Source organism: Limnoraphis robusta BA-68 BA1, from assembly GCF_034932365.1.
Classification (GTDB): domain Bacteria; phylum Cyanobacteriota; class Cyanobacteriia; order Cyanobacteriales; family Microcoleaceae; genus Capilliphycus; species Capilliphycus robustus.
The window spans coordinates 109,547-125,738 of sequence record NZ_JAYGHR010000065.1 but is presented as its reverse complement, the minus strand read 5'-3'; the positions used below and the strand labels follow the sequence as shown (position 1 = coordinate 125,738).

Sequence of the window (16,192 nt, the reverse complement as noted above, 5' to 3'; positions counted from 1 at the left end):
AGATCTCAATAAACCCGCCCCCCGTAATCAGTGTTGAATTTTTATTGTTTGGTATTGCATTAATGATTGATAACAATTAACGATTAATTCTTCTTCACTGGTAATGAGTGACTAATTAAGTTTGCGCCTGCATTGAGCAAAATTTCAGCGCATTGATTATGACCATAGAAAAGAGCTTCCTGTAAGGGAGTCCTGTGTTTTCCCGTCGCACTAACCGCATCAATAAATGCTCCCGCTTCAACCAGAAGTTTGACGACTTCCGCACTTCCGCCTTGACAAGCTTGATGTAACACTGAACTCCCCAAACAACTATCAAGCATATAGACATCCGCACCCGCATTTAACAACAGCTTAACCATCTCTACATTCGCCTGACTTGCCGCGATCATCAATACCGTTAAGCCACTCTGGGGATCTCTAAAATTGACATTTGCACCCCCATCTAACAGCGATTTTACCGCATCAAGTTGATGGTTTTTAACAGCTTGAATCAATTGTTTATCAAAGTCCGCTTTAAACGCAGCAACCTCTGGATTGGGGTCAAAATAAAAGCTCCATGATGCAATTTTACCCGCTTCATCTAAGACGATAAATTGAGCATCTTCAAGTTCAAAAATTTGTTGGGTTTGTTTACAAATTTCCTGAGTATGAGAAATAATGCAGGCTTTGTTCCCCTCAACAATAAATTCCAGCAAATCATAGTTTAACAGTTCAGTGGTTTCCGCTCGAATTTCAAAGGCTTCAACCACAGCCTGTTTTCCCACTTTTTTACCGAGATAAGGAATCGCTTTGTTAAATTCATTTTGCGGGGCGTAGAAAACGACGGTTTCTGATAAGCCCTCAATCACTGCTTCTACATCATCTTCTGCCCAACTTTCAAACCACTGCCTTAAAATTTGTGTTGTTGTTTGAGTATCCATTTCAGCTACTTGATTAAATGAATTGACTTCAGGAGCGCTTCATGGTTTTTGTCAACTTCGGCAGCAAAGCGATCAAAAAACTCAAACTCTTGAAATTCCTCAGAACCCGTTTTATACCCCGCATCTCGCAAGTTTTGCCGTGTATCTAGGTTCTCTAAATATTCAGCTTGCTCTGGAGTCACAGAAAGATTTAATTGGCGATAAACCAACTCCACAGAATCTTTAATATTTTGAGTGAGGCGATTAAACGAGAAACACAATTTTTGTTCCGGGGGTAAGCTTTCAAAAAATTCAATGGTTTGGCTGGCGGCTTCTGCTCGAACCGTTCGCTGCATCGGCACCCAGTCGGGAATATTGATCACATCTACCCCGGACTTGCAGTAAGCGGACTGACAAATTAGAGTAATGTAGGAGTTCATAAACTTTTCTGATTCTCGGGTTATCGTCACAAATAAAGCATCCGTATAAAGAGATTTCATCATGTTTAAACGTTGAAGACACTCATTATCTTTAGAGACATAAATGAGATTCCCGCCCCGTAAATACAGAACTTTTTGAATCACTTTATATTGAGTTTGTAGCATCTTTTCCTGAGTTCTCCGGGAAAGTTTGCTAAAGTTATTCAGACTTTCTAATAACTTGGGATAAGGAAAGCGGTTAATGACATAGAACTGATGCAGAAAGCATTCTTCAAACAAAAATCCATCATCTTCATAATCATTGAGATAGCTATAGTGCATCTTCTCAGCGAGTTCAGCTTGGTTGCTATTTCCCCAATAATTAACTTGGCTCATCCGCTCCAAAATACCTGTCGCTTGCAAGAGTTTTTGCAGCAAAATAGAAGGGTAGCGCCATTCTAATAGTCGAATACCGAAAAATGTTTTTTCATCTGAAGCGAGAGTTCGGTGCAGAAATGTTGTGGCGCTGCGAGGTTGGGCAACAATAAAAACAGGGGTGCGGAGAATCTGTTTTCGATACTCGGAAAAGAACAGTTCGTCAAGACACCAACACAGGGCAATAAACGGCAGTTTTAACGTATAGTTAAGCAGATAGAAAACCTGTTTTTGTCTGGCTTTAAATCCAACAGAGGGTTCAGGATCAAACAGAATATGTTTCCAGATACTAAAATAGGTAGGCCAATGGGGGAAAGGAGTTAGAAATACCGCTCCTATGAGGATGGCTACTATCATAAAAGCGAGCGAGATGAAAAGCAACATATCTGAATCTCAATCGTTCAAGAAGCAATTGTGCAAGGTGATTTTCTCAAGGGAGTTGAATTCAATCCGTTTAACTAAAATAGTCTTCTAGGGAGCCTTCGCGGACTGTATCAAGCGTGAAACAATGGAACCCACCCCCAAAAATTCTCCGATGTCGATGTTGTACGGGAATGGGGGTAAATCCATGTTTTTCTAAGGTTTTAATCAGTTCGGGAAACAGAGAATTGACGATTATTTTATCTTCATCAACCGACAAAACATTTAAGTCAATGTACTTGGTGGTCAGGATTAAATCATCTTCTTCGTAGCTGGGGAAAATATTCTCAGTTGGCTCAGGTGGATAAATGATATCCCATTTTTGTAGCGATTCGGGTAATCGATCCAAAAACTGAGGGTTGCGTAATAAAAGAGTACCGGGTTTTAAGGGTAATATAATACTGTCGATATGATTATCAGCAAACTGATAAAGCATATGAAAGTTAAATTTTCCTTCAAAATGACGCTGCAACCACTGGTAAGCTAAGTAATGGTTTTTGGTTGCTACGTTGATCAGAATGTCTTTACCAAAGCGGATGCACTGGGCCGCATCAAACATCATTTCATAGCCGATATCAAATTCCGATTCATTTTGGTGATAAACCTCCTGCATCGCCGGGACATTTTGACCGGAAATGTAGGAGGTATCAAAGGATTTATCCGTCATAATCGGCTTGGGCATATTTGTCCATTTTGCCCCCCGTTGAAAATATTCGTAAAAAATCGGTTTTAAGAGATCATTTTCAAAATACCTGGCTCGGACTTGTGGGGGCGTTTCTAAGATTTCATTGCCCATAATAATCGCTTGATCGCGAATATTTAAGGCGGGAATACAATCGGCTTTCCAATAAGGAGTTTCAAATTTTATGGCTTTACTCAAGGGAAGGGGTCGATGCACTTTAACACCCAATTGCTTTAAAGTATTTACCAGTTCCTCAACATCTTCATTCAACTCTTCTAAGTATCTTTTTTTGAGGCTATGGGTTCCGGAACTTTGAGAATCTGCCCCCTTGTTTTGACTATCACTTCCATAGTAAGGATAGCAAAATGCGGAATAGGCAACATCGTGAAAAAAGACTTTGAAAGACAACTCTAAATCTTGAGTATTGTAGTTGATGGGAGAACCAACAACCACTTCTTTGAGGGTAGACCATTCATTGAAACTGTTGACCATAACAGTTAATTACTCCTTAATTAATGTAGGCGAGCATGATTTACTCAATAATGGTAGTCAAGATATTACACTACGCCTGTGAAATAATCAAGCTAAACAGATTGCTCAACCTAATTTGATCCACTCAGTCGCTATTGGCCTCGATGGGCAGTACATTGTCATACCTGAAGCAATACAGTTCAGTTAAGGCTGCAAATGTAGTAAATTAAGTAGAACTACTCAATCATAAAAAGCAATTGTGGTGAATCTCAAGGATTTCTCGTTGGGATCTGCAAATTAAGTAGGGAAGAACACAAGAAGAAATCCAAAAAGTGTTGAGGGTATGGGGGACAGAGGTGTTAGAAAAGATAGAAGAAGTCAGCATAGATCTGTGGAAAGGATACAAAAGCTTAGTCTTATAATTCATGCCAAATGCTCAAGTTGTAGCGGATAGATTTCATGTGATGGTACAAATTAATCAGGAGTTAGATGAGCAAAGAAAACAAGAAAGGCTAAAGGAAGAAAATTTCCTAAAAACGGCTTTTCATGTTTAAAAAAGTCCTCTCCCCACCACCCCATCACCCCATCCCCCCGGCAATTTTTAACTCGGGAAGCGAGTCAACCGCAAGCCCCGGCTTTAAAAGCCGGGGAACGGTTGACTGAGAATGAAACAGCCCTGGACCAGTGACCAGTTATCAATTTGGCAAGATTGCCTTTTGCAAGAGTGCCTCTTGCATGAGTGCCTATTGCCGACTAATACTTACGAATGACGCGATACACATCAACCATTTGCTGTTTGCCTTTTAACGGCATCAAACCCCAAGCTTCGACTTCAAATTTATCCTCAATATATTGCAACGTTTGATAAGCAATTAAAATCCGACAAACACTTGATTGACGTTCTTTTTGACAACTTTCTAAGCGAGAGGCAATATTAACACTATCTCCGAGTAAACCATATTCTAAGCGATCGCGACCGCCTAAACTCCCAGCAACTAACGGGCCTGTAAAAATTCCGACTCGCATTTGAATCACAGGCAAACCTCTAGGATGCCACTCTAGATTTAACTGTTGGAGTCGTTCACCCATCTCCAAGGCGCAGGAAACAGCCGCAAAAGCATCTCTGGCAATTTGATGTTCATTGGTACGCACCATCGGCACACCAAAAGCCGCCATGATGCCATCACCCGTAAATTTATTAATAATACCGTGATGATTGTGAATGGTTTGGGTGAGCATTGCCAGATATTCATTGAGCCACTCTAACAAATTTTCGGGGGGCATTTGTTCAGAAATGGTACTAAAATTCCGAATATCGGTAAATAATATTGTTGCAGTTAACTTTTGTCCGGGTAACTTGCCATCAGCCAGTAAGCGATCGCGACTTTTCCATAACGCTTCTGCAATTTCAGGAGAGGCATTCTGTCCGAGTAGCCGCATCATTACCTGTTGTTGACGTTGGGCTTGAAAGGCGCGATAAGAGATCAGGGTTCCACTGGTTAAGAAAAAAGCCAAACACGGACTCACCACCGGAACCCAGTAGGCGTTTAAAAATAGCCAGAAGGAAAGGCTAAATAAGATGCCCAATAAAAGGGGAGTCCCCAAGACTAAAATCAGTATATGACGACTCAGCCAAGCTAAGGTTGACCCCAGAATTGCCCAGCCGAGTACCCAGGCTGTTTCTATCCAAATCGGCCAAAATTGAAATAAGGGTCGCACGCCTTGAACAGCATCAAGTATTTGGCTGACCATTTGAGCGTGAATGATTACACCGGGGGTTTTTGGGGAGCTTTTCTTAGCGGGACTATAAGGAGTCAGAAATAGATCTTTGGCGCTCGGGGCGGTTGTACCAATCAGTACGATTTTGTCTTTAACCCAGTTCGGTTCGATCAACCCATTCAAAACTTCAGAGATACTAACCGTGCGGGCGACCTCCTTAGCCGAACGGTAGTTTAATAGAATTTGATAACCTTGGGCGTCAATATTTTGATATCCGCCGGAGTTGGTTTGTAGGGGTAAAAAGACCGCCTCTGCCAAACGAATGCGATCGCGATCGCTGGGATCATTTTGCGGGTGGATACCTTCAGCTTGAAGATAGTTGAGAGCGAGTTTTAGAGAAAAGGAATATAAAGTTCCTTCGGGTGCATCAGCAAACATCAAGTTGCGGCGCACAACGTTATCGGGATCTAAAATAATATCATTGAACCCGACTCGTGAGGGGGGAATGGTGGGCGGGGCTGGAGTTCCCTTAATGTCTGCGTAACCCAAGTTTTTGATCGCAATAATCTTCGGGGAACGGAGTTGATCAACGAGTTGCTGATGTCCGGGTTCATAGGGGATATCGCGGTACAAGTCCAGCCCAATCACACGGGGTTCGTAGGATAATAACGTTTTGAGAACTTGGGCGATCAGTTCATCAGAAAGGGGTAAACGGTTATAGATTTGAATATCTTCTTCGGTAATTGCTACGACTAATATATGGGTATCAGGTGGCAAACTCGAGCGTAACCGCATCATCTGATCGTAGGCAACCAGTTCTAGGGGTTGGAGTCCTCCCAGCTTAACGATGCCGAGTAGCATTAAGGTTAACACGAGGGTAGCTGTAGCTACGATTGAAAACTCCGTCGCGTCGGGCCACCTCCGTTTGAGTGTTAGTAAAAGCTTATGGATCACAGCAACCCCTATAGTGCAGTGGAAGGGGTGGGAAGATGCCAGACTCCTGGATCAAACTGACTCGAATGGGAGCGATTCAGCTTGAGGTTGACTGTGGACAGATGGAACTTCTCAGCCCAATTCAAGCTAATAACTCAGCAATACAAGATGAGATTTCCCGAGTTAGTGGGTACGATATCAGATCCCACAGAACAAAAGCAAGTCACCCTCGCTACAACTGTTATCGATTGATTCAGACTAGCGCCTTGATCCCTTCAATGCCTTTGTAAAATTTGTCCGATAGGAACGGTTAGCTGTAAAGAATACAGGCCATAACAACGACAGAGATAGACGATTCCCGAAACTTTTAACATAATTCGTTTGCTCAAACCCACTCCAGAATTTCCAAACTCCGCCAGTGTAGAGAGCCAGCAAAGCAATCGTGATGAGCGAACCCATAAGGCAACTACTCTCTAGATATTGTTGTCAATCAAACTGAAATTTTGCACCACAGGCTATCCCTGTTGACTTTATTTTAGCAGTTTTAGGAAACATTGGTGAATCCCAAAATTTTTAGGCATCTCGGGGATCAATCAGTCGGAGAGTTGGGGATCAAATGATAAAATGAACGCTAGGCAAGAGGTGGATCGGATGGCAACGAGCCAGAAGGTCAGCACCGGGTAAACGTCGAACTTCTACCGTTTCCACAAAACACCAGATGCTTTCAGGAGTCTGGCTCTACCTAAAGACTCTCACTTCACAATGACAGGCGCACACAACTTTTGGAGGATCTATGCGAGCAGTGCTGATGGCGGGTGGATCAGGAACGAGACTAAGACCGTTAACCTGTGATCTACCCAAACCGATGGTGCCTATTCTAAACCGCCCCATAGCAGAACATATTATCAATTTGCTCAAGCAGCATAAAATTTATGAGGTGATTGCCACTCTACACTACCTGCCGGATGTCATGCGTGAATATTTTCACGATGGGACTGACTTTGGGGTACAAATGACCTACGCGGTGGAAGAAGATCAACCCTTGGGAACCGCAGGTTGTGTGAAAAATATTGCTGAACTGCTGGATGATACTTTTTTGGTGATCAGTGGTGACTGTATTACTGACTTTGATCTCAGTGCTGCCATTGACTTTCATCTGGAACACAACTCTAAGGCTACATTGGTCTTAACTCGGGTTCCTAACCCCTTAGATTTTGGTGTGGTGATCACGGATAAAAATCATCGCATTCGTCGATTTCTCGAAAAACCCTCCACCAGTGAAATTTTCTCCGATACCGTTAACACCGGAACCTACATTCTCGAACCGGAAGTTTTAGACTATCTTCCCGCCAATCAAGAGTCGGATTTTTCTAAGGACTTGTTCCCTTTACTCTTAGAAAAAGGTATCCCCATGTATGGTTATGTTGCTGAGGGATACTGGTGTGATGTCGGTCATCTAGATGCCTATCGAGAAGCCCAATATGACGCGCTTCGAGGTAGAGTTAAACTTGAGATGACCTATGATCAGCGATCGCCGGGTCTATGGTTGGGAGAAAATACTTACATTGATAGCACGGCTCAGATAGAAACCCCGGTTTTAATTGGTCGCAATTGTCGCATCGGGCCGAGAGCAGAAATTGCAGCCGGATCGGTGATTGGGGATAATATTACTATTGGAGCCGATGCCAATATTAAACGCCCGATTATTTGGAATGGAGCAATTATCGGCGATGATGTGCATCTGCGGGCTTGTGTGATTGCCCGAGGAACAAGAGTTGATCGACGCGCTCATGTTTTAGAAGGTGCGGTTGTCGGATCGCTGTCAACGGTGGGCGAAGAAGCGCAAATTAGCCCCGGTGTTAGGGTTTGGCCGAGTAAAAAAATTGAATCGGGCGCGACGCTGAACATTAACCTGATTTGGGGCAATACGGCTAAACGGAATTTATTTGGTCAGCGAGGGGTTCAGGGGTTAGCCAATATTGATATTACCCCAGAGTTTGCGGTGAAATTGGGCGCGGCTTATGGTTCAACTCTCAAACATGGTTCGACGGTGGCGGTATCCCGTGATCAACGGGGGATTTCTCGGATGGTGACGCGATCGCTGATTTCGGGTTTGATGTCGGTGGGGGTGAACGTATTTAACCTAGAAGCCGCAGCCCTGCCAGTCGCGAGGGCGGTTATTCCGACGCTGAATGTGGCTGGCGGGTTACACGTTCGTTTGTCTCCGGATCGAGCGGATCAAATTTTAATTGAAATTATCGATAGCAAGGGGATTAACATCACCAAAGCTAAAGAGAAAAAAATCGAGGGGGCTTATTTTAAGGAAGACTTACGACGGGCGCAAATTCACGAAATTGGTAATGTGGTTTATCCGGCGGAAGTTGTTGATAACTACAGCATTAGTTTTGAGAAACATTTGAATGTTGAAGCTTTACGCCACAGTAACGCTAAAATCGTGATTGATTATGTCTATGCGGTTTCTGGGGCGATTTTACCCCAGTTGTTAGCTAAATTTGGCTGTGATGCGGTGGTGTTGAATGCCAGTTTGAGTCAAACTTCTGTCTCGAACCGAGAACGAGAAAATCTGCTTGATCAACTGAGTCGTGTGGTTGAGGCGTTGCGGGCGCATTTTGGGGTTCAGGTTTATGCCAATGGTGAACAGTTTATCTTGGTTGATGAAACCGGAAGCACCATTCGCGGTGAAATCCTCACGGCTTTGATGGTGAATATGGTGTTAACGGCAAATCCCCGCAGTACGGTGGTGGTTCCGGTTCAGGCGTCTTCGGCTGTTGAACAAATTGCCCGTCGTCACGATGCGAAGGTGATTCGCACAAAAGCTAATCCTACGGCTTTGATGGAAGCTTGTCACACCAATCCGAATGTGGTACTGGGTGGAAGTGGGGAGATGGGGTTTATTTTTCCTCAATTTCATCCGGGGTTTGATGCGATGTTTGCGATCGCCAAGATGGTGGAAATGTTAACGACTCAAGAGCGATCGCTGGCACAAATTCGGGCGGATTTACCCTGTGTAATTCACCGCCGCTACACGGTACGCTGTCCTTGGGCGGTTAAGGGAACTTTGATGCGCCATTTAGTCGAAACGAATGCTACAGAGAATTTAGAATTAATAGATGGGGTGAAGCTGTTGAATTTTCAAGATGATAACTGGATTTTGGTTTTACCGGATGCGGGTGAACCTCTCGTTCATCTCTATGCTAATAGCCATGATCGCGATTGGGTGGATACGACGCTCAGAGAATACCGCAATCTGGTTCAAGATTTTGTTAACCAATCTCAAGGCATCAATCGAGATGATGAAGCGTATCATTTGAGTCAGATAGAGTAGAAAATAGTATTCTGTCTAAGCTGCTGATTTTTGAACCTCAAATCACTATCAACTGACCCATACCAAATCAGATCTATGAATAGTTGCATTTTAATGGTAGAAATCGTACAAGATCCTCAACTTCGCTATACGGCTGATGCTCAGATTCCCATTGCGGAAATGTTGGTTAAGTTTCCGAATTTGCGCGATGATTCCTTTGCGGTCTTAAAGGTCGTGGGATGGGGAAATTTGGCTCAAGAAATTAGCGAAAAATATCATCAAGGCGATCATGTGATTATTGAAGGTCGCTTGGGGATGAATTTGATTGATCGACAGGAAGGGTTTAAGGAAAAACGAGCCGAACTGACTGTTCAAAAGATTTATACCGTCGATAGTTCGGCGACCCGTTCCTCGACCAGTTCATCCTCAACTGAGGAGATGTCGGAAGCGGCTTCGACTCCTAATAATGTGGTTCATTTGAGTTCTCGCAACCGCAGTTCATCGGGGATGAATTCAACGAGTTCTGAACCGATGCAACCAACGCCTTCGGAGGTGGAGTCTGAACCGGATTTTGACGCTCCGACTGACCCGGAAAACCCTGACTATGACCCGATTCCTTTTTAACGGTTCAAGGTCTATTATTTGTAGAGCGATCAACTTTTGAACATTTAAAACTTCAGTTGATCGCTGTTGTAAATCGCAAGTTTAATTGAGAAATCGGTTAGCACCAGTAGGGGTTGCGAGAGCAAACGTACAGAAAACAACGCTGCACGTATAAGTAAAGTTATACGCATAGTTTGCGCCGAACTGGACATATAATTAGCTGAAAACTAGCCATTATCTCCAAAAAAACGAGCGCGTATAATAATATGAAATACTTAAATATTTGCGTGACTATGATGGATAGGGAGATGGGGAGAACCGGAGATGGGGAGAAAGATGTGTAGCATTATTTTCCGTATTTGATATAAAATCCCACTTTTTGGGATCTTTTCCCCTTGCATTAAAACTCTTAACTTTTAAAAACCTCAATCAATTGCTGGATAAAGGTTTTAGATACTTGCTCTCATCGAATTATACGACCAGCGTTGGTTTTTGTCCATTTGCTCTGGCAAGGCCGTATTGTGGACGCACCCCCACAGTGATCGCAATTTTGTTTGACCGTTATAGGGGCTTTTGATGGCATGGTGATTTCAGTGAAAGCTTCAGTCAAAATTCTATTCCTCACTACTATGTTGAATTTCTAGCAACTTTAGTATTTCTTCTGCTCTAGCGTTTTGTCCATTAGCTTTCAATAATTGTGCCAAAGTACGGTATGTCTTACTCACGACTTGCAAATAATCTTGTTCGGACTCAGCAGTCATTTTCCAACCATTTATTCCAGAGCGAAGGGTTTCTGAAGCTTGAACGGACTGTTCAAGATACTGAATTGCTTCGGTTGGTTGGTTGTTAGCTACATAAATTTCTCCTAAGTTACGAAGAATTCGAGCTTTGACATTCAAATATCCAATTTGACTAAATAAATCTCCAATTTGACTAAATTGATCTCCAATTTGACTCAATATTGGTAAAGCTTGCTGATAGGCTTCTATCGCTTGTTGCTCTTGACCCAGTGCTTTATATGAATCGCCTATACCCATAAAAATAACTGCTTGTTGTACTTCTACTTCTTGGTTTTTATCGTCCATTTTCTGAACAATGGACAAAGCTTGATGATGAAGTTCTAAAGCTTTTTGATGTTGGTTTAAGTGTCCATATACAAAAGCTAAATTAACTAAAGTACCTGCCTCACTTTTTCGATTTCCCATCTGACGATATAGTTCCAAAGCTTTCTGGTAAGATTCTTGAGCTTCTTGATATTTCTTCGCCATAACCTGTTGACCACCTTGTAGAACTAACTCATCTGCTTTGGACTGTTGGTCGGTTTGGGTTTGAGCGAAAAGTGTAGGATTGTGGAAAGAGTAAGCTGATTTTATGTTTATAAGAGGAAATAGTAGTGTCAGTAAGATGCTCGCAGTTAATAAGGATTGATGCTTCAAGTAGGACATGGATTTTTTGTTGAAAACGTTCTATTGAGCATCTACACCATGAACTTATAGAGTTACAGAATCTAAGGCTTCTTATATAAGATTGACTTTCCTGCACTAGCACAGTTTTTTTGCCAATTCTATCTGGAGATTGATCGCTCTGTTTCAGGTAAAATAGGTTCATCCCTCAGATGCGATCGCAGCACAGTCTGATCGGCTTGTCCCTTGATCCAAATATATAGTGGGGAACAGGCAACAGAGGATCGCTGGAACAGTGAGAAAATCACTTCACCGTCGAGGATTTAGAATTAGTCGATGTCAATGCCACCCCTTCAACGGCGATAACTGATAAGTTTTCATTAACCAATCCATCATACATATTTCTCAGTCTCATGTTCACTGCGGGATAAACTATAGATGAAAATCTATACAAAACCATGATATCTTTATAAAAAGTCTATGTAACTTTTCTGACCAGACTGGATGAATCGATTGGGAAGGATCGATTTGTTCACAATGTCAGAAAACAATATTGCCAGTGTCGCAACTGGTTAATATAGACAACTTAGAGGTTGATTCGCTCAATACTCTGGGTTTTGTTTCGTGAATTTGCTCACTTGTTAACAACTTAAGCAGGAAGTTAAGAAAACCTTGATGTCAGAATTTTTCCTAAAAACAATTTGGTGGATACCCCTTTATCCGTTAATGGGGGCGATACTATCAATTCCTTGGTCGCCTGGAATTATCCGTAAAACGGGGCCAAGACCCGCAGGTTATCTAAATATTTTGATGACCTTCATTGCCTTTTTACATGGTTTATTTGCCCTCAATGCCATTTGGGGTCAACCCGCTCAAAAATTGATCATTCCTTATCTACAAGTCGTTGATCTTGATTTTTCAATTCCCTTAGAAATTTCAACCGTAACTTTGGGGGCAACATTAGTCATTACTGGCTTAAACTTACTCGCCCAAATTTATGCCATTGGTTACATGGAAATGGATTGGGGATGGGCGAGATTTTATTGTCTTCTCGGTTTATTTGAAGGCGGACTTTCAGCATTAGTGCTGTGTGATTCTCTCTTTTACAGCTACATTGTCCTGGAAATATTAACGCTGGGAACCTATTTGCTCGTCGGTTTTTGGTTTAACCAGTCTTTAGTTGTAACGGGGGCGAGAGATGCCTTTCTTACCAAACGGGTGGGGGATTTATTCCTCTTAATGGGTGTGGTGGCGTTGTATCCTTTAGCGGGAACTTGGAACTTTTCAGAACTCGCAGAATGGGCGCAAACTGCTAATATTGACCCCAAAATTGCCACATTATTAGGTTTAACATTATTAGCCGGGCCGATGGGTAAATGCGCTCAATTTCCCCTACATTTGTGGTTAGATGAAGCGATGGAAGGCCCGGTTCCAAGTACGATTTTGCGGAATGCTGTTGTTGTGGCGTCTGGTGCTTGGGTATTAGTAAAGCTTGAACCTGTTTTAGCCCTGTCGCCAACGGTGATGTCAACGGCGGTGTTTGTGGGGTTAGCAACGGCTTTGGGTGCAAGTTTAATTGCGATGGCTCAAATTGACATTAAACGGGCGATTTCTTATTCGGTGAGTTCCTATATGGGAATCGCATTTGTAGCAGTGGGAACGGGTCATGCTGACATCACTTTACTGTTGCTATTAACCTACTCGTTTGCGATGGCGTTATTGGTGATGAGTACGGGCGGAATTATCCTCAATAATATTACCCAAGATTTAACCCAATATGGCGGTTTGTGGTCACGTCGTCCGATTTCTGGATTGTGTTTTATTGTGGGGATTTTTGCTTTAATTGCCATGCCACCTTTCGGGGGATTTTGGACCCTACAAGCCCTAATTGAAAATCTCTGGACAACTGAACCTGCAATTGTTGTTGTGTTGTTAATGATTAATAGTTTAACGGCGTTTAGTTTAACGCGAGAATTTGGTTTGATTTTTGCAGGAAAACCTAAACAAATGACGGTGCGATCTCCTGAAGGACTTTGGGCTTTAGTGCTACCCATGACGTTTTTAGCGGGATTTTGTTTACACATTCCTTTACTGTTAGCTAACTGGAATTTATTACCAGAATTTGCCAGTTTAGATCAAACAGTTGCGGGTGTATTGCTGTTGTCAAGTTTGGCAGGTTGTGGACTTGGTTGTTTAATTTATGTCAATGACAATTGGCAAAAACCTGTTCAATTGGGTTCAAAAGCCGTTCAAGACTTTTTTGCTTACGATTTTTACACCGCAAAACTCTATCGCTTGACCATTATTGCCGTTGTTGCTTCAGTTTCTCAAGTGATGTCTTGGGTGGATCGTTATCTGGTGGATGGTGTTGTCAATTTAGTGGGTTTTGCAACTCTTTTTAGTGGTCAAAGTTTGCGGTATAATGTTACAGGTCAAACCCAGTTTTATGCTCTAACGATTGTGCTTGGAATTGCTGCAATTTTAGCAATACTGGCTTACGGTTTGTTTTAGTGAGAATGAAGTTTGACTTCAATTAATGTCGAAGAATCAATTTTTTTAGGGTAACTCAAACAGTGAATACAGTTTATCAGTCTAATGAATTTTCTCGTCGTAAATTATTAAAGTTTGGAGCGGGTGCATTAGGAACAGCAACTTTAATAGCAGGAGTTGGTTGTGATTTAGAACAACCGAAATCTGCTGTTGAAAATCAAAACATGACTCCTGATGAAGCGTTGCAAAAATTGATGGATGGGAATCAGCGTTTTGTGAATAACAAACGTCAAAATCCCAACCAAAGTTTAGTGCGACTCACAGAAGTGGCTAAAGGTCAAACTCCCTTTGCTGCGGTTCTCAGTTGTGCAGATTCACGAGTTCCTGTAGAGATGATTTTTGATCAGGGATTGGGAGATATTTTTGTCGTTCGAGATGCTGGAAACATTGCCACTCCTGAAGAAATTGGTAGCTTAGAATTTGGGACTTTAGTTTTAGGAGCAAAAGTTTTAATGGTCATCGGACATCAAAGCTGTGGAGCGGTTAAAGCGACTATTGAAGGCAAAGCGGTTCCGGGTAGTATTAGCAGTATTATCGATGCGATCAAGCCCGCAATTCAAGCCAATCAAAGCTTAGAAGAAGCAACCAAAGCCAACGTCAAGTTTCAAATTAAAAACTTGCAAACTTCTCCGGTTCTCTCCCAACTCATTCAAGAGGGAAAACTGAAAATCGTTGGCGGATACTATAATCTAGATACAGGCAAAATCGAGTTAGTTTCCTAATCAATTATTTTGGGGTCAGCTTAAATTAATTTGGCCCCAAATCCTCTTTTTTTGATCACATACACAGCCTTTAATAAACAACCTATGCTCAGTTTATTCATTTTAATTCCGGTGATTGGGGCGATGATTGTGGGGATACTACCCGCAAATTTAATCAGCCGTCAAGTTCGTTCTGTTGCGTTAATTATTGCGATCGCTATTTTCACTTTCACGATTAAACTAGCAATAGATTTTGATTTAACTGACCCCACTTTTCAATTTTATGAATACCTTTCTTGGATTCCTCAATTGGGTTTATCCTACAGTTTAGGAGTGGATGGTTTATCGTTACCGTTGATGGGATTAAATGCCATTTTGACGATTATTGCCATTGCTAGCACTCGCCCCGAACTGGAACGCCCACGCCTGTATTATTCGATGATTTTGCTAGTAAATGCTGGAATTGCAGGCGCATTTCTCGCGCAAAACTTGTTGTTGTTTGTTCTCTTTTACGAGTTAGAACTGATTCCCCTTTATCTATTAATTGCGATTTGGGGAAGCGAAAAACGGGGTTATGCAGCAACCAAATTCTTGATTTATACCGCTTTGTCAGGAATCCTAATATTAGCAGGATTCTTAGGCATCACTTGGTTGAGTGGTTCAACAAATTTTGATTACAACACTATCAATACTCAAACCTTATCTCAAACGACTCAACTAATTTTATTAAGTGTTTTACTGATTGGGTTTGGCATCAAAATTCCCATAGTTCCCCTCCATACTTGGCTCCCCGATGCTTACGTTGAATCTTCCGCTCCTGTCACTATTTTATTGGGAGGAATTCTAGCTAAATTAGGAGCCTATGGTTTAATTCGTTTTGGCTTGCAACTGTTTCCTGAAACGTGGCAATTAATCGCACCCGGACTCTCAATTATTGGCGTTTTTAGTGTCATGTATGGGGCGTTAACCGCTATCGCTCAACAGGATATTAAACGCATGGTTGCCTATAGCTCAATTGGTCACATGGGCTATATTATGGTAGCAGCCGCCGCCGGAACTTCTATTAGTTTAATTGGGGCAATTTCTCAAATGTTTGCTCATGGTTTAATTCTCGCGATTCTGTTTCATTTAGTGGGAGTTGTAGAAGCTAAAGCCGGAACTCGTGACTTACAAATTCTCAACGGTTTGATGAACCCCATTCGCGGTTTACCGCTTGTGAGTGGGTTGTTAATTATGTCGGGAATGGCGAGTGCTGGAATTCCGGGATTAGTGGGTTTTGTGGCTGAATTTTTGGTCTTTCAAGGCACCTTTCCGGTTTTCCCCATCCAAAGTTTACTCTGTATTATCGCCTCCGGTTTAACAGCCGTTTATTTCGTGATTCTGCTCAACCGAACTTGTTTTGGTAAACTGAATAATGAGTTAGCTTATTATCCCAAAGTTCAATTTTCAGAACAAGCACCCGCTTTAATTTTAGCGGTTTTGATTTTCTTCTTGGGCGTACAACCGAGTTGGTTATTACGTTGGAGTGAACCGACGGCTGAAGCCATAGTTGTTGTGTTAAAAAATAACGCCCCGACTCAAGTTTCAATTAACTTACAGCCTTAATTTTTCTACCCGTTTAACTTCAGATTT

At 42.2% G+C, this 16,192-nt stretch carries 11 protein-coding genes and 1 pseudogene; 6 read left to right on the top strand and 6 right to left on the bottom strand.

The window, feature by feature from the left end; all coding sequences use genetic code 11:
* Positions 1-83: 83 nt before the first annotated feature.
* The 3 genes from VB836_RS17040 to VB836_RS17030 form a co-directional block, all read right to left on the bottom strand.
* Entirely contained in the window at positions 84-920 is an 837-nt protein-coding gene (locus VB836_RS17040) for an ankyrin repeat domain-containing protein (RefSeq protein ID WP_049559098.1), read from the bottom strand.
* A gap of 5 nt (positions 921-925) precedes the next feature.
* Complete coding sequence (locus tag VB836_RS17035; protein WP_323220915.1) at positions 926-2,110, bottom strand: sulfotransferase; 1,185 nt, start codon at positions 2,108-2,110, stop codon at positions 926-928.
* A 97-nt stretch (positions 2,111-2,207) separates the two neighbouring features.
* A complete protein-coding gene (locus tag VB836_RS17030) occupies positions 2,208-3,347 on the bottom strand; it encodes a glycine amidinotransferase (protein ID WP_323220913.1) in 1,140 nt (379 codons plus the stop codon).
* 287 nt (positions 3,348-3,634) lie between these two features.
* On the opposite strand from VB836_RS17030, the pseudogene VB836_RS17025 reads away from it, so the two are divergent.
* Positions 3,635-3,838: pseudogene (locus VB836_RS17025) on the top strand (transposase); the annotation flags it as partial.
* Between the two features lie 241 nt (positions 3,839-4,079).
* Here the strand turns inward: VB836_RS17025 and VB836_RS17020 are convergent.
* Both VB836_RS17020 and VB836_RS17015 read right to left on the bottom strand, forming a co-directional pair.
* Complete coding sequence (locus tag VB836_RS17020) at positions 4,080-5,999, bottom strand: CHASE2 domain-containing protein (RefSeq protein ID WP_407659690.1); 1,920 nt, start codon at positions 5,997-5,999, stop codon at positions 4,080-4,082.
* A 237-nt stretch (positions 6,000-6,236) separates the two neighbouring features.
* The gene (locus VB836_RS17015) at positions 6,237-6,437 is read right to left on the bottom strand and encodes a hypothetical protein (protein ID WP_072075568.1); all 201 of its coding nucleotides are present in this window, start codon (positions 6,435-6,437) and stop codon (positions 6,237-6,239) included.
* A gap of 334 nt (positions 6,438-6,771) precedes the next feature.
* On the opposite strand from VB836_RS17015, the gene VB836_RS17010 reads away from it, so the two are divergent.
* Positions 6,772-9,324: a mannose-1-phosphate guanyltransferase gene (locus VB836_RS17010; RefSeq protein WP_323220908.1), complete on the top strand. Its 2,553-nt coding sequence runs from the start codon at positions 6,772-6,774 to the stop codon at positions 9,322-9,324.
* 75 nt (positions 9,325-9,399) lie between these two features.
* Positions 9,400-9,927: a single-stranded DNA-binding protein gene (locus VB836_RS17005; protein ID WP_046277757.1), complete on the top strand. Its 528-nt coding sequence runs from the start codon at positions 9,400-9,402 to the stop codon at positions 9,925-9,927.
* 593 nt (positions 9,928-10,520) lie between these two features.
* Here the strand turns inward: VB836_RS17005 and VB836_RS17000 are convergent.
* Positions 10,521-11,351, bottom strand: coding sequence for a tetratricopeptide repeat protein (locus VB836_RS17000; RefSeq protein ID WP_323220906.1), 831 nt, complete (start codon positions 11,349-11,351; stop codon positions 10,521-10,523).
* A gap of 633 nt (positions 11,352-11,984) precedes the next feature.
* Here VB836_RS17000 and VB836_RS16995 point away from each other — a divergent pair.
* The 3 genes from VB836_RS16995 to VB836_RS16985 all read left to right on the top strand — a co-directional run bounded on the left by VB836_RS16995 (position 11,985) and on the right by VB836_RS16985 (position 16,165).
* On the top strand, positions 11,985-13,820 hold the full coding sequence (locus VB836_RS16995) for an NAD(P)H-quinone oxidoreductase subunit F (RefSeq protein WP_046277754.1): 1,836 nt from the start codon (positions 11,985-11,987) through the stop codon (positions 13,818-13,820).
* Between the two features lie 62 nt (positions 13,821-13,882).
* Entirely contained in the window at positions 13,883-14,581 is a 699-nt protein-coding gene (locus tag VB836_RS16990; RefSeq protein WP_046277753.1) for a carbonic anhydrase, read from the top strand.
* 84 nt (positions 14,582-14,665) lie between these two features.
* Positions 14,666-16,165, top strand: a complete 1,500-nt coding sequence (locus VB836_RS16985; protein ID WP_046277752.1) for an NADH-quinone oxidoreductase subunit M — start codon at positions 14,666-14,668, stop codon at positions 16,163-16,165.
* The last annotated feature ends 27 nt before the right edge of the window (positions 16,166-16,192 follow it).